Source organism: Streptomyces sp. Je 1-369 (genome assembly GCF_026810505.1).
Classification (GTDB): domain Bacteria; phylum Actinomycetota; class Actinomycetes; order Streptomycetales; family Streptomycetaceae; genus Streptomyces.
The window spans coordinates 3824187-3843436 of the sequence record NZ_CP101750.1 but is presented as its reverse complement, the minus strand read 5'-3'; the positions used below and the strand labels follow the sequence as shown (position 1 = coordinate 3843436).

Below are 19250 nucleotides of genomic sequence, written 5' to 3'. Positions count from 1 at the left end.
GAGCCCCGCCCCCTACGGGGCAACCGCGTCCCCCCGCGGCTGCGAAGGCGCGGGCACCACGGCCGCGCCGGAGTCGTCGTCCGAATTGATGCGCTCGATGAGCGCGTCCCGCTCCGGCGTGTCCTCCGGCTTCACGTAGCCGATGACGATGTAGAGGACGAGGGAGACGGCCAGCGGGATCGACACCTGGTACTGGAGCGCGACACCGCCCTCGATCGCCTTGTCGATGGGGTAGTTGACCAGGTAGAAGGCGAAGAGTCCGGCCGCCCAGCTGGTCAGCGCCGCCGTCGGCCCGGATTTGCGGAACGTGCGCAGCAGGCCCAGCATCATCGGGATCGCGATCGGCCCCATCAGACCGGCGACCCACTTGATGACGACCGTGATGATGTCCTTGAAGGCGGGGGAGTTGACCTGTGTCGCCACCGCCATGGACAGGCCGAGGAAGACCACCGTGGTGAGACGGGCCGCGATCAGGCCCTTGCGGTCGGTCCAGGCCCGCGCCTTCGCGGAGAACGCGGGCGCCACGTCCCGGGTGAAGACCGCCGCGATCGCGTTGGCGTCGGAGGAGCACATGGCCATGGTGTGCGAGAAGAAGCCGACGATGACCAGACCCAACAGGCCGTGCGGCAGCAGCTGTTCGGTCATCAGGGCGTACGCGTCCGAGCCGTCGGGCTTCTTCGCGTCGACGAGGAGCGGCGACATCCACATGGGGAAGAAGAGGACGACGGGCCAGACGAGCCACAGGATCGCGGAGAGCTTCGCGGAGCGCGCGGCCTCCTTGGCGTTGGCGGTCGCCATGTAGCGCTGCGCCTGGTTGAGCATGCCGCCGTTGTACTCGAAGAGCTTGATGAACAGGAACGCGAGCAGGAAGACCGTTCCGTAGGGACCGACCAGCGGCTTGCCGTGGCCCGCGAGCGCGGGCTCGTCCCAGACGCCGAAGAACCCGCCGTGCGGCCCGAGTTTCGCGACGACCGCCACGAACATGGCGATGCCCGCGAGGAGCTGGATGATGAACTGGCCCAGTTCGGTCAGCGCGTCGGCCCAGAGCCCGCCGATGGTGCAGTAGATCGCCGTGATGACGCCGGTGATGAGGATGCCCTGGTTGAGGGAGGCGCCGGTGAAGACGGAGAGCAGGGTGGCGATCGCCGCCCACTTGGCGCCCACGTCCACGATCTTCAGGAGCATGCCCGACCAGGCGAGGGCCTGCTGGGTGGGCAGGTTGTAGCGGTTCTTCAGGTACTCCAGCGGAGAGGCCACGTGCAGGCGTGAGCGCAGCCGGTTGATGCGGGGGGCGAAGAGCCGGGCGCCGATGGCGATGCCGAGCGCGATGGGGAAGGACCAGGTGACGAAGGACGTCACGCCGTAGGTGTAGGCGATGCCCGCGTACCCGGTGAACATCACCGCGCTGTAGCCCGACATGTGGTGCGAGATGCCGGACAGCCACCACGGCATCTTTCCGCCGGCCGTGAAGAAGTCGCTGACGTTGTCGACCCGCTTGTGGGACCACACGCCGATCGCGACCATCACGCCGAAGTAGCCGATGAGCACCGCCCAGTCGAGACTGTTCATATGGCCCTCCAGGGGTCCGCCTGGTGAACGGGCCGATGGGGACGAGAGCGGCCCAGAAGTGCCCGCTCATCGTGGGTTCGGGCGTACGTCGGCGACAACCTGTCGCTAGGTCAAGAGCAGGTAAAATCGTTCTGTTCACTGACCTGCGTTCATATACATGTCCAGACGGGGGTGGGGACCCGAACGCACGAAGGCCGTACGGGAGTTGTCTCCCGTACGGCCTCCGTGCGCCCTCGCGACCGTGCTTACCGCATGATCTCCCCCGCGTTGACCAGCAGCGACTGGCCCGTGATCGACCGCGCCCGGTCCGACGCAAGGAACACCACGGCGTCCGCCACGTCCGCGTCCGTGGCCAGCTCCGGCAGCGCCATGCGCGCCGCGAGACGGTCCCGCACCTCGTCCTCCGGTACGCCCTCGGTGTGCGCGGTGAACTGGACGTACGCCTCGACCGGCGGCCCCCACATCCAGCCGGGCAGCACGGTGTTGACCCGGATGCGGTCAGGGCCGAGCTCATGGGCCAGCGAGTACATGGCCGAGGTCAGCGCCCCCTTCGACGCCCCGTACGCCGCCTGGCGCACCTGCGAGGGCGCCGCGATCGCCGACTGCGTCCCGATGAACACCACCGAACCGCCTGCCCGCCCCCTGAGCGCCGGCAGGCAGGCGCGCGTCATGCGCAGGGTGCCGAGGAGATTGACGTTGACGACTTGCTCCCAGGTGGCGAAATCCGCGTCCTCCAGTCCGCCGAAGTAGCTGTCCCACGCGGCGACATGGACGACCGCGTCGATCCCGCCGAACCGTTCGACGGCCAGTGCCGCAAGCGCCTCGCACTGCCGCTCGTCGGTGATGTCGGTGGCCTGGTGGGCGATGCGGGTGCCTTCGGGGTCGAGCTCGGCGGCCGTCTTCGCGAGGTTCGCCTCCGTGCGCGCCCCGAGTACGGCGTGCCCGCCGTCGCGCACCACGGCCGCCGCGACCTGATGGCCGAGCCCGGCGCCGACGCCCGAGACGACGACGGTCTTCCCCTCGAGGAGCGACGGCTGCATGGGGTGCCTCCCGGCTCTGGCAAATTTGCTGACGGCCCGTCAGGGTATGGGCGTGCATCGGAGGAAGGAAGAGGACGGTAGTGGACGGAAGAGGAAGGAAGGGAAGAGACGTGAGTGATGACCCCGTCGAGGGCACCCGCGAAGGCACCCGCGCGGACACCCGGAGCGACGTCTACGCCGAGCTGGCCGCCGTCGGCCCCTACGGCGTCCACCCGGGCCACGCCCTGATCACCATGGTCGAGCCGCACCCGGGGCACGAGTTCGCGTACAACCGCTGGTACGAGGACGACCACTACTACGCGGGCGCGATGGCCATGCCCTGGATGTACGCGGGGCGCCGCTGGGTGGCCACCCGCGACCTCCAGCTCCTGCGCTACCCCGACAAGTCCGCGATCGCCGAGCCCGTCACCGCGGGGTGCTACCTCTCCACGTACTGGGTGACCGAAGGGCGCTACGACGACCACATGAAGTGGACCGTCGGCATCAACAAGCGCCTCAACCGCGACGGCCGCGTCCACCAGGCCCGCACCCACGTCTTCACCGCCTTCCAGGACCACGAGGCGACCGTCTACCGCGACGGCGCCGCGGGCCCCCGCGACTTCCACGCCCTCGACCACCCGTACAAGGGCCTGGTCCTCGAAGTCGTCGACGCCGAGGGGGCGCGGCAGCGCGGCGAACTCCTCGAATGGCTGCGGTCCCGGCACCTGCCGCGGGTGCTCACCGGATCGCCCGCCGCCATGGTCACGCTGTTCCGGCCGACGCCGCTGCCGGGGGACCGGATGACGTACGTGAAACAGGTCGAGGGCGTGGACACCCGGCTGACGCTGCTGTGGTTCCTCCAGGAGGATCCGCGGGACTGCTGGGAGGCGTACTTCACCGGGCGCGAGGAGGCGGTCGCGGGGTCGGGGCTCGGGCGGGTGGAGCTGGTGGCGCCGTTCATCCCCACGGTGCCGGGCACGGATCTGTACGTCGACGCCCTGAGGTGACGCCGGTTCGGCCCGGGCAGGGCCGAGCCCCCTCGGCCGGGACGGCGGGCCAGTCGAGAGGGCTCATGAAGGTGGTGCCTGTGCGGTTGTTCTGCTGCGCCGATATCCCTGTCGATGTGCGCTGCGTTCTCACGCGAGGCCGGCGGCCCCCCTGCCCACCTCACTGACGAACGCGTTCCACGAAGCGGCGGGGAAGGCGAGGACCGGGCCCTCCACGACCTTCGAGTCGCGCACGGAGATCCCCTGCCGCACCGGTGATTTGACCTCGACACACGCACCGTTCCCGGTGGAATAGGAAGACTTGACCCACGTGTGCGAAGTACCCTGCTGAATCGCCATGTCCGCTCCGGTCTATCCAGTCGATGAGTTGCTGCTCGATGGCGTGAATGACGCTACTCGCCAACCTCGTGGCGTGAAGGGACCGTTCACTCGACCGGATGGCATATTCCAGTGGGGGGTTACGCGGCGGCGTGACAAGGGTGTACCGTGCGGCAATTTTGCTCAGCGGGCGTAGTCCTTCGCGATGTCCGCGATCAGCTGCCTCGACTGGTCGACGTTCAGCGCCTGCGCCCGCAGGTGTTCGTACATGACGCTGTACTGCTGCACGTCGTTCGCCTTCTCCAGGTACAGGTCGCTGGTGACGCCCTCGATGTAGACCACGCTGGAATCGGCCGCGTCGGGGAACTCCAGGATCGCGTACTGCCCGTTGAGGCCCGGGTGCGCGCCCATCTCGAAGGGGATCACCTGGACCGTCACGTGCGGCAGCTGGGACTGCTCGACGAGGTGCTCCAGCTGGTCGCGCATCAGGTGCCGGGAGCCGACGACGCGGCGCAGCGCGGACTCGTCGAGGACGGTCCACAGGCGCAGCGGCATCTCCGGGGCCGAGATGCGGTCCTGTCGGCGCATGCGCACCTGGACGCGCTTCTCGATGTCCGTCGGCGTGGTCTCCGGGAGCGCGCCGGTGATCAGCGCCTCCGCGTACGCCCGGGTCTGCAGGAGGCCGGGGACGACCTGCGGGTCGTACACACGCAGGGACGCGGCGTCCGTCTCCAGGCCGATGTACACGCTGTAAGGGATGTCGCCGAAGGAGTGCCACCAGCCCTGCTGGCGCGAGTCCTTGGCCATTTGCATCAGCGAGTCGACGACGCGGTGGTCCTCGACCTCGTAGACACCGCACAGATCGCGGACGTCGCGCTGGCTGATCGAGCGGCGGCCGTTCTCGAGGCGGCTGATCTTCGACTGCGAGACGAGCAGCCGCTCGGCGACCTCCTCGGCCGTCATGCCCTTGAGCTCACGGAGCCGACGGAGCTCCTGGCCCAACCGGCGCCGCCTGACGGTGGGATTGACATTGGACGCCACGGAACGTGCACCTCCGGCTTGCATTCCTCTACTTTGCGTATCTACTGCTCAGCAGAGTGCCACCAACGTGGTCGGCACCGCTGGGAAACAGCGGATGTGCGAACGTGAGGCGGCCGCGCGGGGCGGGGGAACCGGGCGCCGTCCTGCGGACGGAACCGGCCCCACGCCCCACGCGGCCCAGCGGCTCCCGAACCGGGGTCTGGGGACTGCGGCGCGACGCTGGTGCGGTGGTGCTGAGCGGTCACGCGACGGTGGTGCGTGGTCGCGCGGTGATGGTGCGTGTCGACGAACCGAGTGCGCGTGGAGCCGGTGCGCGTGGAACTGGTGTGCGTCGACGAGCTGGTGCTGAGCCGTGCCCGGTGTGAGCGGTGAGCGTGTTCAGTGGGCGACGGCGCGTGCCATGGATCCGTGGCGTGGCTGCATCGGCACCCCGCCGGGGTCCGCTGTCGCCCTCGCCGGCTGCCTGCCACCGCCCGGTCCTGTGGGACCCGCGGGTGCGGCGCTGCGTCGCGGCTGGGCCGCCACGCCGTTCTGGACGTCCATCACGGCGTGCGCCACGAGGCCGCCCATGGGGTCGTGCCTGATCAGGTCCCGGAGCCGGGAGCGCGATGAACGCCCCTCGTTCCCGGGGTACAGATGCTTGCCGAGACCGACCGCGTGGGCCAGGGCGGCTAGCGCTGCGGTCCGCGGATCCGGCGGTACACCGGTGCGGATCGCCGAATCGAGCCGGGACCTGATCTCCCGGCTGATGGCCGTCTCCGTCGCTTGGTAGCGAGTCGTCGGCAGCACCCCGCACATCTGTCCCGCCACGGCATGAACCATGCCGCACCGCTCCAGGTGCGAGAGGTACGTCTGGCGGAGCCCCAGTCGGGGCCCGCCGATCCAGTGGACCGCCCGAACCGGACTGCCGCGCCTGCGCAGCAGTTCCAGTGCGGAGTCCAGAGTCGGATCTCCGGTCGGCCGTGGCATCACCACGGCGATACGATCCCCGTCTGGGGCTATCCGTCCGGCCAGCGCCAGCTCCACTAGCTGTGCTCCGGCCAGACCGAGGTCGAGCGACTGCGGCTGCGCTGTGGTACCCGTGGCCGGGTCCAAAGCGAGCAGCAGAAGCTCCTCCGGAATTGTTCTGCGGCTCCTGCCCATCCATGCCTCCCCGCGTGGATGAATGACAGGGTGACCCCTCTCACATTGGTCTGTCGAGAGCGCGTGGTCGGGTTGTACGGGAACCAGTAGGTATGTCGTTCTCGTCTACCACGGGGGTTAAGCCCTCACACAGGACACTGGTACACGGTTCGGACAGTGGCCGTCCGGCCGGATTTGGCGCACGGTCAGCACACGGCAAGCATCAGTATCGGCAAACGGCATGGCGTACGAGGAGGCATCGGTGGCGGGCGAGACCCCCGACAGATCGAAGCAGCGGAAGTCGTCGGGGAACCCGACCCCGGAGGAGACCTCCGGGCCGGCGCCGGAGGAACGCGACCCGCGTCTCGCGATGACGCGTGAGACACCGCAGGTGCGGGACGAGATCCCGGAGGACCGGGCGACCGCCGTCTTCTCGACGAAGGACGTCGCCGAGGCGGCGGCCGGTTCCGACGCGGCGGACGACCGACCGGAGGAGCGGGGGGCGGCGGGGGCGCCCGAGCCCAACGGGGACGCGCGGCTGCGGAACGCGGTGGCGGCGTGGGTCGCCACGTCCGACGACCCGGAGCCCGGCTCCGAGTCGACGTCGGAAGCATCGGGCAAGCCCGACTCTTCGGGCAAGCCCGAAGAGTCGGACAGGGCCGAAGCTGCCGTCGGGTCCGATGCGACCGACGACGAGCCCGCGGCTCCCACGACCCCGGAGCCGAAGCCCGACCCGAAGGCCGAGGCGAAGCCGAAGCTCGGACCCGAGCGGACGGCTGAGGCGAAGCCCGGGGCCGAGGCGAAGCGCGGATCCGAGGCCGACCCCGAATCCGAGCCGAAGGCTGAGGCCAAGTCCGAATCCGAGGCCAAGCCCGAATCCGAGCCGAAGGCTGAGGCTAAGTCCGGGGCCGGGGCGACGGCTGGTCCCGAGCCGAAGGCTGAAGCCAAGCCCGAGCCCGAGGCGAAGCCCGGATCCGTGTCGAAGGCTGAGGCCAAGTCCGGACCCGAGCGGACGGCTGAGGTCAAGTCCGGGGCCGAGGCGACGGCTGGTTCCGAGCCGAGGGCTGAGGTCAAGCCCGCGTCCGAGGCCGAGCACGAATCCGTGCCGAAGGCTGAGGCCAAGTCCGAGCCCGAGCCGAAGGCTGAGGCCGCGCCCAAGGGCGAGGGCAGGCTCGGGCCGAAGCCCGTGCCCGTGCCCGTGTCCGAGGCCGGTGTCGAGCCGGAGTCCGACCCCGCTCCCGAACCCGCCGCCTCCGCCGAGGACGACCCGGCCCAGGCCGACGCCGATGACGCCAGGTCCACCGGTGTCGACCAGGCCACCGCCGTGTTCAAGGCTCCGACTGTCCCGGAGGCCACCGGCAAGGCCGTTGATCAGCCCACCACCATGCTCAAGCTGGGTGAAGGCGCAAAGGGGACTGCAAAGCCCGAGGGTGACGCCGAGCGGACCAGTAAGTTCGTCGCGCTGAAGCCGCTCGACGAGCCGAAGGCGAAGCCGGGGGCGAAGGGCGAGCCCAGGGTCGAGCCCAAGGTGCCCGCACCCAAGGGCCCCGCGCCCAAGGCCCCCCAGGCCAACGCCGTCCCCAAGGCCCCCGCGGGCCCCGCCGTCCCGCCCCCGGTCGAGCGCACCACGCAGCAGCCGCTGCCGCCGAAGCCGCCGATCGACCTGCTCGCCGAGCTGACCAACACCCCGCCGCCGCCCGAGACCCCGGTTCGGACGGCCGTGCGCCGGGTCAAGATCTGGACGCCGCTGGTCCTGCTCCTGCTGGTCGTCTTTGCAGTCGTACAGGCCGTGCGGCCGCTCCCGACGCCCACCCTGCAGCTCACCGCGCAGCAGACCGTGAAGTTCGAGGGCGGCAAGCCGGACGTGCCGTGGCCGGCCGACGGCCAGGCCGCGATGGACGTCAACGGCATCGGCACGTTCGGTACGTCGGGTGAGCAGAAGCCCGTGCCGATCGCGAGCATCGCGAAGGTCATGACGGTCTACCTGATCCTGCGGGACCACCCGCTGGAGAAGGGCAAGGACGGCCCGAAGATCCCCGTCGACGCCGCGGCCCAGAAGCACTACGAGACCGGCAAGCCGGCCAACGAGTCGGTCGTCAAGGTCACCGAGGGTCAGAAGATCAGCGAGTACGAGGCGCTGCAGGCGGTCATGCTCCCGTCGGCGAACAACATCGCCAAGCTGCTCGCACGCTGGGACACCAAGAGCGGCTCCGAGGACGCGTTCGTCGAGAAGATGAACAAGACCGCCAAGGAGCTGGGGATGAAGAACACCCACTACACGGACCCCAGCGGCCTGGACAAGACGACCGTGTCCACCGCCGAGGACCTGGTGAAGCTGGGCCGCGCGGCGATGGAGAACCCCGTCTTCAACGAGATCTCCCGCCAGCCGAGCTACACGGACCTCAACAACGAGAAGCAGACGAACTTCTTCAAGCTCGTCCCGACCGTCGCCATCGGCATCAAGACCGGCACCACCACCGCGGCCGGCGGCAACATCCTCTTCGCCGCGGAGAAGAAGGTCGGCGGCAAGACGCAGACGATCATCGGTGCCGCCCTCGGCCAGTACGGCAGCAACGGCGTCGCCAACATCGACAAGGTCACCGAGGTCACCAAGAATCTGATCGCGGCCGGGCAGGACGCCCTCAAGGCCAAGACGATCGTGAAGAAGGGTGAGGTCGTCGGGCAGGTCGACGACGGACTCGGCGGGACGACTCCGGTCGTCGCCACCAAGGACGTCTCCGCGGCCGGCTGGTCGGGCCTGACCGTCAAGCTGGAGCTCGACGACATGAAGGGCAAGACCATCCCGAACACGGCGAAGGCGGGCACCGAGGTCGGTGTGCTGCACGTCGGTGACGGCAAGGGTGATGCCGTAGAGGTGCCGGTGGCGCTGCAGAAGGACCTCGCCGAACCGGGCTTCGGCGCCAAGCTGACCCGGGTCGGCTGAGCCCCGCGAGGGGAGGCCCGCCCCGGGCCTCCCCTCGCGCGCGCGTGCTAGCGTCACAAGCTCGGGGACCCGGGGTACTCCGGAAACATGGACGACACGGGGAGATCCTCCAGTGGCAACAGCGGAGCCGACGCGCGCCGACGACGACGCCGCACCTGACACGGGCGACGGCCCCCGCACCGGTGGGCGGGTCAAGCTGCCGGCCCAGCGCCGCACGACCGAGAGCGGTCCCGCGCAGCCGTGGCAGAAGCGCTTCCTGCGCCACCCGGTGACGATCACGACGGCGGTCGCCGCCGTGCTGCACGTCGTCTGGTTCCTCGTCTTCGCCAACAGCGGCGGCGACCTGGCGGCGCAGGACGCCTGGGCCGAGTTCGTCGGGCGGCACCCCGCGTCGGCGTACAACCTCGGCTGGTACGGCGGCATGCACCCGGTGTCGTACAGCGTGATCTCGCCGTACCTGATGTCGGTGCTCGGCGTGCGGACCACGATGATGATCGCGGGCACCGTCTCCGCGGCGCTGCTCACGATGATCCTCATGCGCAGCCGCGCGGTGAAGGGCCTGCTGTGGCCGGTCGCCGCGGGTGTCTTCGCACTGCTCGCCAACGCGGTGTCGGGGCGGGTGACCTACGGGCTCGGCCAGATGTTCGCGCTCGCGGCCGTCGCCGCCGTCTTCTGCTGGCCGTACCGCTGGCGCTACAAGCGGTGGGCGAAGGCCCTGGTCGCCGCCCCGTTCGCGGCGCTCGCGACGATGGGCAGCCCGGTCGCGGGCCTCTTCGTCGGGCTCGTCGCCGTCGCGCTGTTCCTCAGCAAGCGGTACCCGGGCGCGTACGCGCTGGGCATCGCGCCCGCCATCGTCGTGGGTCTCTCCGCGTGGCTCTTCCCGTTCTCCGGCACGCAGCCGATGTCGTTCGGCTCGGCGTCGCTGCCGCTGATCGCGTCGGTCATCGTCTACTTCGTCGTACCGAAGCAGTGGAAGACCGTACGGATCACCACGGCCGTGTACGCGGCGTTCGTGCTCGGCGTCTGGCTGATCAGCTCGCAGATCGGCTCCAACATCTCGCGTCTCGCGATGTCCTTCGCGGGCGTCGCGCTGATCGCCGCGCTGCCGTACGCGGTGCCGAAGTCCCGTACCTGGTACGTGATCATCGTGGCGTTCGTCGGCTTCACCGGGTGGATCGGCTACAAGGCCGTCGACGACATCGTGCACACCCGCTCGGACGCCTCCTGGACGCGCGAGGTCGCGCCGCTGGTGAACGAGCTGAAGGAGAAGGGCGCCGCGAAGGGCCGCCTGGAAGTGGTGCCGGCCCGCAGCCACCGCGAGGCGTCCGCGCTCCCCGCGTACGTACAGCTCGCGCGGGGCTGGAACCGGCAGGCCGACATGGAGCGCAACCCGCTCTTCTACGACGACACCCTGAACTCGGCGAACTACCACGAGTGGCTGCAACGCTGGTCCGTGCATTACGTGGCGCTCCCCAAGGGCGAGCCCGACGGCGACGGCGGCAAGCGTGAGGCGCAGCTCATCACGGACGGCCTGCCGTACCTGAAGAAGGTGTGGGTCGACGACAACTGGCAGCTGTACGAGGTCACCGACCCGCGGCCGCTCGCCGAGCCGAACGCCGTCGTGACACGCGCCGAGCAGGGCGAGATGACGCTGCGCGTCGACAAGCCGGGCCGCGTCCTGATCCGCATCCCGTACTCGCCGTGGCTGAGCATCGTCGACGAGCACGGCAAGGGCGTGAAGGCGCCGCAGGAGACCGAGGCGTCCAAGCGGCAGCGCGAGCTCAACGAGAGGCGGCCCAAGGTCTACGAGAACGTCAACGGCTGTCTGAGCGAGGCGCGGGAGGACCGCGCGGGCGACAAGTGGGTCGAGATGCTCGCTCCCAAGGCCGGTGTCTACCGGCTCGGCTCGCCCTACCAGCTGCCCCGCGGCACCCCCTGCCCGGACGAGCTCAGCCGCTGACGCGGGCGCGAAGGCGAGCTCTCAGCCGCCGGGCGGCGCGCAGACCCCCGACTCCGGCATGCGCCCGGGGGCCGCGTCCTTCGCGGCCTCGGTGCGCACGGTGTCGAGCCGGCCGAGGAGCTCGTCGAGGCGCCTGTCCGTCGGGTCGCCGAAGTACTGAAGGACGGCCCGGTGGAACGCGTCGCGCACGCCCGGCGGCATCACGTCCGACGCGTCGAAGCAGAGCGTGCGCGCCTTCGCGGTGAGGATGTCCGCGATACGGCGGCCCGTCGGGTCGGTCGGCTGGGGGTCGCTCGCATCCGGGAAGAACGGCTGGAGCCCGTCCTCGGCCCGGGCCCGCCAGAGCGTGCGGGCCCGTCGGCCCGACAGGCGGTCGACGAGGGCGCGCGCCGCGGGGTTGTCGCTGAACACGGCGGCCATGTCGCCCGCCACCTCGTACGCCCCGTCGTGCTCGGACCGGCCGCCCAGGTAGCCAGCCGCCGGGTCGACGCGGACCCGGTCGTGCGCGTACACGTAGCGGATGAAGGCGCTCTGGTGCTCGTGCGTGCAGCGCGGTTCCAGGGAGTCGAGGAGGCCGCGCGGACCGACGTACGGCGTCGTCAGGGACCGGTCGATCGACGCCTTGGTGCGCTTGCCGAGCAGCGCGGCCCACGTCTGCCACGCCTTGCGGACCCGCGGGTCGCGCCACCGCACGTCCCCGGTGGCCCACCGCGTGTACGTGGCGGGGCCCGACCGGTGGAGGAGGATGTCCTCGATCCAGTCGGTGCCGGGCCACCCGGACGTGGCCTGCGAGGCCAGCCCCACGCACCACTCGGGACGGTCCGAGGGGCGCCCCTCCTTCCGCTGTTCGCCCTCCTTGCTCCACACCAGGCTCTTCAGGTCGACCTTCAGCGGCACCCAGTACGTGCGGCGCCCGCCGTCCACGTCGAGGCGGGGCGCCCAGGGCGGGTAGGCGCGGGCGGTGGCGGCGCGGTCGAGCGGGGTGAGGTGGCCGGCGCGGGCGTGCTCCACGAGTTCGCCGATGCTGTTGAGGATCGCCACGTCCGGCGGGTCCCCCGCCTCCAGCTGCGCGCCGAGCGTCTCCCGCAGCGAACGGGTCCCCTGATAGGTGTACGACTTTCCCGTGCCGTCGTCGAGGCGGTGCAGCATCGCCTCGAAGGCCTTGCCCTCCGGGCCGGTCCAGGGGCCGAGCACGACGAGGGTCTCGGGCCGCTCGCTCCCGCAGGCGCCCGCGGTGACGGCCAGCAGGCAGGTCGCCAGGAAGACGCGGAACGCGGTGCGCGGCCTTGTGCGGCGGCTCATGGGGTGGCTCCCGGGCGGGTGATGAGGACGTACTCGCGGCGGTAGGCGTGGAGGGTGACCGCGGTCAGGGCCGCGCTGAACAGACCGGCGGGCGCCACCCACGGCGCGACCCCGTCCAGCGAGGAGAGGCGGCCTGCGGCCAGGTCGTGGCGGGCGCGTCCGTCCAGGTGCCGGATCAGGAGCGGGTGGGGGTCGCCGAACGGCTTCTCGTCGACGGTCGACTCGATCGCGGGGGTCGTCCGCTCGGCGATCTCCGCCGCCGTCGACACCACGTGCTGCTGCGCCCGGTGGGCGAGCACGGCGTCGGTCGTCAGGAACGGCACGGCGAGCAGCGGCAGGGCGGCCACGAGCAGCGGGACGCTGACGTACAGGTGCAGGCGGTGGTGCACGAAGACCTGGGTGCGCCACTGGCCGAACGCGAGCAGCACCAGGGCGACGGCGGCGAAGGACCCGGCGGCGAGCACGCGGCCGCCGGGCGCCGCCCGGTCGGCGAGCCTGTCGCGCAGCCGGTCCTCCAGGGAGGAGATGCGGTCGACGACGGCGGTCGCGTCGGAGCCGGAGCCGGTGGCGGGACGGCAGGCCGGATAGCCGTCCGCGTCGCCCTTCCCCGCGGGCGCGGGTGCGGGGCCCGGCGTCGAGCAGAGCATGCTGCGCGCGTACGAGAGTCCGGCGTCGCGCAGCGTGGGGTCGGCGACGTTGTTCTGCGCGAAGGTGATCCAGGTGCCGTAGTCGACGACGAGCCCGGAGACCACGTCCAGCTCCTGGCGTTCGACGGTGGTCAGGGCGCCGCTGCGGGCCACCTGGTTGAGGTGCTGCACGGCCCGCGTGGTGCGCGTCGTGTACCGCTTGCTCAACCCGCTGAGCTGCACGGCCTGCCCGGCCGCCAGGCTCTCCGCGGCCTCGCGGTCGGCGATGCGCAGGGACGTCTCGGCCTCGGCGAGCCCGACGAGCGCGGGCAGGAAGCTGTCCCGCAGGGTCGCCGAGTCCTGGCGCACGTCCGCGTACGCCCAGCCGAACGCGACGGCCGCGACGACGGTGAGGAGCGGCAGCGCGACGAGCCGGTCCCGCAAGTACTGGCGGTTGCGGAGGCGTTCGGCGAGCGGCACCGGCCACACGTACCGGCCCAGGGCGCGCAGCGCGTCGGCGGCGAGCGGCGGGGCGGCGCGCCACAAGGCCGTCACCGGGCGCCGCCGGGCGGACGGGCTGAGGGCGGGCGGGGTCCTGGCAGGTGGGCGCCGGGCAGGACGGTCGTACTGGTCTGGATGCGGGCGGCCTCCACGTCGAACTTCGCGATCCGGTCCCGGAGCTCGACCGCACCGCCCGCCGAGTCACGGACCCGGACGAGGCGGCGCAGATGCTCCTGCATCGCGGTGTCGCCCGTCTCGGCGGCGAGCCGCCACGCCGTGCCGAACAGGGTCTCGGCGGACGCCCGCCGCCCGGACTTCAGCTCCGCGCACGCCTCCTCGAAGGTGCGGTGCAGCTCCTCCTCCTGCCGGTAGTGGGCGACCTGCGGGTCGAGGCGGCTGTAGAGGTCGGGGTCGTCGGTCCAGCGCATCAGCACGGGCTGCGGCGCGGGCAGCCGCAGCGGCGCCGGGCTCTCCGCGTCCAGTTCGACCTCGGTCAGGAGGAGCTCCTTGCCGAGCTGGGCCGGATCGTAGGGCGCGCCGACGCAGAGCAGATAGGCGCGGGTCTCCGTACCGCAGGGGCCGAGGTCGTACTCCTCGACGGGACCGCCCGCGCCCGTCCCGACGCCGGACAGGTCGACGCGGTCCGGGGCCAGCGCGACCCGCGTGGGGTGGACCTGCTCGAAGGAGTGCGGGCGCACCCCGGCCCGGTGGTAGAGGCGAAGGCGCAGGCCCGTGACGTCGCGCCCGGCGGCCCGCCCGGTGAGCGAGGCCAGCTCGTCCGGCAGCCGCGTCAGATCCGCGACGGCACGCGTGCGGCCGCCCAACGCGCGCGCGATCAGCAGGAGTTCCTCGGTCTCCCAGGCGTCGCCGATGCCCACGACGTCGCAGGCGAAGGCCCGTGCGCACCGCTCGACCCGCTCCTGCAGCTCGGCGCGCGTCTCGTACCCGGGCTCGTTCTTGCCGTCGGTGAGCAGCAGCGCGTGCCGCACCCAGCCCCCGCCCCCCGCGGCGGGAAGCTCCCGGAAGAGCTGCCGGGCCCGCTCCAGCCAGGTGCCCATCGCGGTGCCGCCGCCCGGGGTGCAGTCGTGCAGCGCGGCCTCGGCGGCGGCCCGCGACTCGGCGTGCGCGACGGCGAGTCCGGGCCGCCTTGGATAGATCATGGCGGTCCTGTCGCCCCCGGCGACCAGGGCGAACAGGGATCCGTCCGGGATGCGGGCCAGCGCGCTGACGGCGGCGGCGCGGGCGGCGGCGAGGCGGCTCGGCGGCATCACCATCGAGGAGGAGTGGTCGATGAGCAGGACCTCGGCTAGCCGGGCCCCGGCCGCCGCGTCCGCCGCATGCCCGGCTGTCGGGTCGCGCTCGGTGGCGGCGGGCGGCGCGTGCGCGGTGCCCGTCCTGCGGACCGTCACCGTGAGGACGGCGTACATGCGTGCCGTGTCCTGCCCGCCCGGGGTGCGCGGGCGGGGCAGCTCGACGACCTGGCTCACTTCCAGGCCGACCGAGGCGGCCGGTTCATGATCTTCGTGCCCAGCCATGGGAAGTCCTTGCCGAATCGTGCGTGCAGGAAGCCGAAGGGGCGTACCGCGTAGGCGCGGTCGAGGAGGATCTCGGCGAGCGGTATGCCGTCGCCGGGCGGCGGTGCGTCCCGGGCGGCCTGGTGGGCGAGGACCCGGTAGAAGCGGGCGAGGTCGGTGCGCAATCCCCGTACGTCCGGCGGGAATTCGAGCAGCGGATCGGCGTGGGCGGCGACGGCGCGCAGCTGGTCGGCGGTGATGACCCCACCCCCGGCGTCCTCCGCACCGAGGAGCCGGTGCGCCGCACCCCACACCTCCGCCTTCATCCGTACGCGCGACGGTTCGTCGGTCAGGCCGTGCGCGGAGAAGAGCTGGGCCAGCGCGCGCACCGCCGCGCCGAGGCCGTCGGCGTCCCGCGCGTGGTCGACGCGGATGCGCACGGCGGCCGTGCGGGCGGCGGTGCGGTGCCGGGAGTGCTGGGGCACCGCGTCGAGCGCGGCGATGGCGTCGGTGAGGGCGTCGGGGCCGCCGAGGGCGAGCCGGGCCCGTACGGCGCCGAACGCCGCGGTGCCCAGCGAGGGGTTCCGCAGCCGCACGGCCTCGTAGAAGGTGAGGGCCTCGTGGAGCCGCCCGAGCTGTTCGGCGCAGTAGCCGAGGGCGAGCTTCGGCGCGTACTCGCCGGGGATCGCGGCGTAGACCCGGTCGAAGTGGCCGCGGGCCTCCGCCACCCGGGAACGGGCGAGGGCGAGCAGCCCCCGGTGCCAGTCGAGCCGCCAGTCGTGCGGCCCGCACGCGGGCCCTATGGCGTCCTCCGCCAGGGCGAGCGCGGTCTCGGCGCCGGTGAGGTCCCCGTCCTCGGCGCCGAGGTCCCCGCACTCCGCGCGCAGCGCCACCCGCAGCCGCAGCCTGCACCGCAGCAGGTGCACCTCGGGGGAGTCCCGCCAGTCGCCGGTGTGCTGGAGCAGCGCCTCGGGGTCGTCGTCGCTGAGCCTGCTGAGTTCGCCGTGGTGGTCGTCGTCCGGGTCGGGGCGCGGCACGGGGAGCCGCCGTGCCACTTCGGACGCGTCGGGGGCGGGGTGGTGCGGCGCGGACGGCGGGGCGGCCCAGTGCCTGACCTCGGGGGCGGCGCCGAGCCCGCCGTCGAGGGCGTACGCGGACTGGAGGAAGAGCGGCGACGGCTCGAACGTCTCGGCGCCCGTGCGCAGGGACCGCAGTTCGCGGAAGACGCCGCGGAGTTGCTCGTCCATCTCCCGGGCCGTGGCGAAGCGTCCGGCGCGCGCGGTGCGGGTGGCGCGGCGCAGCGCCCTGGCGAGGGAGACGAGGCCGAGGCCGCGGTGGTCGCCGGTGGCGTCGTCGAGCGGGGCGAGCGCCGCCAGGTCCGCCAGGTCGTGGCGGGTCGCCCCGAGTCCGCACAGGGTCCGCAGTGTCTCGCCGAGGCTGAACAGGTCGTCCTGCGGCGCGGATTCGCCGTGCGGGCCGACGCTGGGCGCGCGGTAGAGGGCGGTGGTGAGGCCGGGCGCGCCCGCGCGGCGCACGCTGCCGACGTCGACGAGTTTGGTGGTGGAGCCGTCGTGCATGACGTTGGGCGGCTTCAGGTCGCCGTACACCTTGCCGCGCTCGGGGGCGTGGAGGTGCGCGAGCGCCGCCAGGATCCGCACGCCGTACGCGAGGACGAACTCCAGGAAGCGGTCGCCGCCGAACTCCTGGGGCTGTTCGTGGGCGCGGGCCCGCACCTCTTCGAGGTTGAGCCCGTCGACGTACTGGAGGACGAGGAAGTCGCCGATCCCGGCGTGGTGCCCGTAGTTGAACACCCGGATGAACCCGTCGTGGTTGAGCTCGACGAGTTCCTTGCGCTCGCCTTCCAGGAGGCTGTACGACTCCGTGGCGAGCTCGGCGTGCAGCATCTTCACGGCGACCGCGCGGTCGTCGACCTTGGTGTCGTGGGCGAGGCAGACCTCGCCCATCCCGCCGTACCCGAGGGGCCGCACGAGACGGTACTGGCCGGCGAGGAGCGTGCCGGGCGGCAGGGGCAGCCCGCTGGGGGCGACGGGGTGGCCGCCCGCGCTGTCCGCCCGTTCCAGGAGCGTGATCTCGGGCAGGACCGTGGGGTCGGGGTGCTCCGGCGGGAGGGCGACGCGGGCGGGGCGCGGCGGGTCGGCGGCGACGCCCAGGTCGACGACCCAGTGCTGGGAGGACTCGTCGCCGGATACCGCCGCGTCGACGGGCCTGGGTTCCGACTCCGACCCCGACTCCGACTCCGACCCCGACACTGCTGCCGCGGGCCGGGCTTCCACGGCCGAGTGCAGCCCGGTGTGGGGGTCGACGCGTTCGCCGCTGGCCAGGCAGTACCCGGTGGGCGTCACGGTGCCCGTACAGCCGGGCTGCGGGCAGGACTTGACCTTCGTCACGGATCACCGCCCGCGTCGGCGAGCCGCCGCACCACCCGCGCGAACGCCGTCACCGCCCGTTCGGCGTCGGCCAGCGGACAGGGCCCGGCCAGCAGGAGCTGCTGGGCCGCGCGGTAGGGCCCGACGGCGTCCGGGTGCTCGGCGAGGCCGCGCCGAGCGAGCCGCGCCAGGTGGTCGCGGAGCAGCCCGCGCAGCCGCAGGTGCTCGTCGAGCACAGCGCGCAGCTCGCTCTCGGCCCGCTCGGCCCGCAACAGGTAGGTGTCCACGGCCTGTTCGGCGTACGACAGCTTCTCCAGGAGGTGCGGGCCGCCCCGGCCCGTCAGCGGGCGCAGTTCGTTGCTGAGCTGGACGGTCCACAGGGCGGCCCGCGCCGCGTACCCGGTGGCGACCGGCGGGTCGACGACGTGCGGTTCGACGCGGTGGAAGAGGCGCCGCGCGCCGCGTTCGGTGTCGGCGAGGGCGTCGACGCGGGTGCCGATCCGTTGCAGCCACTGTGCGGCACGCTCGGCGGGCAGCAGCTTCTCGGCGAGGGCGTAGGTGAAGCCGTGCGTGCTGGAGCGGACGACGAGCAGCAACCGGGCGCCCGATGCGGCCAGTTCGCCGAGTGCCTTGGCGGCGGCGGCCGGTTCGGTGGCGGACCGGTCGGCGTAGAGCACGGCGACGGCGGGGCGCCGCCGCGGGGCGGTGCGCCGTCCGGCGGCGTGGCGCAGCTCGTGCCGCAGTACGGCGAGGGCTTCGCGGAGCTCCGGCTGGTCGGGGTCCTCCAGGGCGGCGCCCTCCAGGTCGAGGACGAGGCCGATGCTGCCGACGCGGGGCGCGATGCCGGCGCGCGACAGGAGCGAGTCGCCGCCGGGCGGTGCGTCGGCGCCGGGTCCGACGGGCCGCACCGCCAGCTGCGGGGACTGTTCGCGGTCGGCCATGTTCAGGACGACGTACAGGGCCTGGCGTGCCCGGTCGTCGTCCTCGGCGATGAAGAGGACCTCGGTGTCCCAGGCGTCCGCGTCCCCGTTCAGCCAGCGCGTGACGGTGCGCTGGAGTCCGTGCGGGCGGGCCGTGCGGGCGGCGTCCGCCGAGACGACGCGGTGGCCGGGGATGGCGTGCGGCCCGGTCACGTACCGTTCGGCGAAGCGGCGGAAGTACTTGGCGACGGTGGCCGCCGGGATCATGTACCCGTGCTCGCCGCGCTCGTCGGCCTGCGCCAGGATGCCGAGCAGCCGGTCGCTGCCCTCTTCCCGCACGCCCGCCCCGCTGAACCCGCCCCGCAGCCGCTGCCCGGAGTCCGCCCCGGCTCCGGTGAGGTCGATCTGCACCCGTTCGTCGCCCTCCCCGCCGGGCCCCCGGCAGACCCCGGTGAGCCACTGCCCGCCCGACCGGTACTCGGGGAACCCGTCGACGAGGACCGTGGCGCCCCGGTAGTCGAGCGTGCGGTGCAGGGCGACCGGCGAGGGGAGGGGCGCGGGGTCGTCCAGTACGAGGACCGCGAGGTCGCCCTGTGCCTTGCCGAAGGGCGGCACCCAGTGGCCCGCGGCGACGGTCGCGGTGCGGTGCGGGGTGCGGGTGAGGCCCTGGAGCAGCGGGAACTCGACCTGCACGCGATCGGGGCGCAGCCCGGTCGCCGGGTCGCGGATCACGTGGGCGCAGGTGAGCACCCGGTCGGTGCCGAACAGCACCCCGGCGCCCAGCACGTCACCGCTGCCCGAAACCGCCCAGCGCCGCAGCCGGACCCGCCAACTCGCATGATCCATGGGTGAGTTGGTTCCCCCGTCCGCGGTTGCCGCGTCCCCCTCCATGTTTCCCCAGGATAGGTGCGGGGACGGTCAAAGGCTCCTGGGCTGCATGGGGAGGCAGGGGGAGCACCGCGCACGGAGGGAGCGCGCGGGAGCACGGGCGGCGCACCGGCCGCACGGTCGCCCCCGGCC

The 19250-nt window shown here is 72.4% G+C and carries 13 protein-coding genes; 3 read left to right on the top strand and 10 right to left on the bottom strand.

Features of this window, described 5'->3' with window-relative positions; translation table 11 throughout:
- Positions 1-12: 12 nt before the first annotated feature.
- Both NOO62_RS17405 and NOO62_RS17400 read right to left on the bottom strand, forming a co-directional pair.
- A complete protein-coding gene (locus NOO62_RS17405; protein ID WP_268771801.1) occupies positions 13-1569 on the bottom strand; it encodes a sodium:solute symporter family protein in 1557 nt (518 codons plus the stop codon).
- A gap of 245 nt (positions 1570-1814) precedes the next feature.
- On the bottom strand, positions 1815-2609 hold the full coding sequence (locus NOO62_RS17400; RefSeq protein WP_268771800.1) for an SDR family oxidoreductase: 795 nt from the start codon (positions 2607-2609) through the stop codon (positions 1815-1817).
- A gap of 110 nt (positions 2610-2719) precedes the next feature.
- Between NOO62_RS17400 and NOO62_RS17395 the strand changes: the two genes are divergently transcribed.
- Entirely contained in the window at positions 2720-3595 is an 876-nt protein-coding gene (locus NOO62_RS17395; protein ID WP_268771799.1) for a hypothetical protein, read from the top strand.
- Positions 3596-3724: 129 nt separating this feature from the next.
- Here NOO62_RS17395 and NOO62_RS17390 read toward each other — a convergent pair whose 3' ends face one another.
- The 3 genes from NOO62_RS17390 to NOO62_RS17380 all read right to left on the bottom strand — a co-directional run bounded on the left by NOO62_RS17390 (position 3725) and on the right by NOO62_RS17380 (position 6097).
- Positions 3725-3934 (bottom strand): DUF397 domain-containing protein, encoded by a 210-nt coding sequence (locus NOO62_RS17390; RefSeq protein WP_268771798.1) that lies wholly within the window; start codon positions 3932-3934, stop codon positions 3725-3727.
- 162 nt (positions 3935-4096) lie between these two features.
- On the bottom strand, positions 4097-4954 hold the full coding sequence (locus tag NOO62_RS17385; RefSeq protein ID WP_268771797.1) for a helix-turn-helix domain-containing protein: 858 nt from the start codon (positions 4952-4954) through the stop codon (positions 4097-4099).
- A 378-nt stretch (positions 4955-5332) separates the two neighbouring features.
- A complete protein-coding gene (locus NOO62_RS17380; RefSeq protein ID WP_268771796.1) occupies positions 5333-6097 on the bottom strand; it encodes a GOLPH3/VPS74 family protein in 765 nt (254 codons plus the stop codon).
- Between the two features lie 220 nt (positions 6098-6317).
- Between NOO62_RS17380 and NOO62_RS17375 the strand changes: the two genes are divergently transcribed.
- Both NOO62_RS17375 and NOO62_RS17370 read left to right on the top strand, forming a co-directional pair.
- Positions 6318-9020 (top strand): D-alanyl-D-alanine carboxypeptidase, encoded by a 2703-nt coding sequence (locus NOO62_RS17375; protein WP_268771795.1) that lies wholly within the window; start codon positions 6318-6320, stop codon positions 9018-9020.
- Between the two features lie 112 nt (positions 9021-9132).
- On the top strand, positions 9133-10980 hold the full coding sequence (locus NOO62_RS17370; protein WP_268771794.1) for an MFS transporter: 1848 nt from the start codon (positions 9133-9135) through the stop codon (positions 10978-10980).
- Between the two features lie 21 nt (positions 10981-11001).
- Here the strand turns inward: NOO62_RS17370 and NOO62_RS17365 are convergent, their stop codons facing one another.
- Genes NOO62_RS17365 through NOO62_RS17345 form a run of 5 tightly spaced genes read right to left on the bottom strand, consistent with a single transcriptional unit; the run spans position 11002 to position 19076 of the window.
- Positions 11002-12282 (bottom strand): alpha-glucoside ABC transporter substrate-binding protein, encoded by a 1281-nt coding sequence (locus NOO62_RS17365; RefSeq protein ID WP_268771793.1) that lies wholly within the window; start codon positions 12280-12282, stop codon positions 11002-11004.
- Positions 12279-13463, bottom strand: coding sequence for a hypothetical protein (locus NOO62_RS17360; protein WP_268771792.1), 1185 nt, complete (start codon positions 13461-13463; stop codon positions 12279-12281). The genes NOO62_RS17365 and NOO62_RS17360 overlap by 4 nt, the downstream gene beginning before the upstream one ends.
- A complete protein-coding gene (locus NOO62_RS17355; protein WP_268771791.1) occupies positions 13460-14944 on the bottom strand; it encodes a VWA domain-containing protein in 1485 nt (494 codons plus the stop codon). The genes NOO62_RS17360 and NOO62_RS17355 overlap by 4 nt, the downstream gene beginning before the upstream one ends.
- Positions 14893-17331 (bottom strand): tetratricopeptide repeat protein, encoded by a 2439-nt coding sequence (locus NOO62_RS17350; protein WP_268771789.1) that lies wholly within the window; start codon positions 17329-17331, stop codon positions 14893-14895. The genes NOO62_RS17355 and NOO62_RS17350 overlap by 52 nt, the downstream gene beginning before the upstream one ends.
- Positions 17328-19076 carry a S1 family peptidase gene (locus NOO62_RS17345; protein ID WP_268771788.1) on the bottom strand — a complete coding sequence of 583 codons (1749 nt, stop codon included), beginning with the start codon at positions 19074-19076 and terminating at the stop codon, positions 17328-17330. The genes NOO62_RS17350 and NOO62_RS17345 overlap by 4 nt, the downstream gene beginning before the upstream one ends.
- Positions 19077-19250 lie beyond the last annotated feature (174 nt).

Bases quoted from the DNA above. Each gene is read 5' to 3' on its own strand.
- NOO62_RS17405 (WP_268771801.1), bottom strand. From the start codon at position 1,569: ATGAACAGTCTCGACTGGGCGGTGCTCATCGGCTACTTCGGCGTGATG.
- NOO62_RS17400 (WP_268771800.1), bottom strand. From the start codon at position 2,609: ATGCAGCCGTCGCTCCTCGAGGGGAAGACCGTCGTCGTCTCGGGCGTC.
- NOO62_RS17390 (WP_268771798.1), bottom strand. From the start codon at position 3,934: ATGGCGATTCAGCAGGGTACTTCGCACACGTGGGTCAAGTCTTCCTAT.
- NOO62_RS17380 (WP_268771796.1), bottom strand. From the start codon at position 6,097: ATGGGCAGGAGCCGCAGAACAATTCCGGAGGAGCTTCTGCTGCTCGCT.
- NOO62_RS17375 (WP_268771795.1), top strand. From the start codon at position 6,318: ATGGCGTACGAGGAGGCATCGGTGGCGGGCGAGACCCCCGACAGATCG.
- NOO62_RS17365 (WP_268771793.1), bottom strand. From the start codon at position 12,282: ATGAGCCGCCGCACAAGGCCGCGCACCGCGTTCCGCGTCTTCCTGGCG.
- NOO62_RS17355 (WP_268771791.1), bottom strand. From the start codon at position 14,944: ATGGCTGGGCACGAAGATCATGAACCGGCCGCCTCGGTCGGCCTGGAA.
- NOO62_RS17345 (WP_268771788.1), bottom strand. From the start codon at position 19,076: ATGGATCATGCGAGTTGGCGGGTCCGGCTGCGGCGCTGGGCGGTTTCG.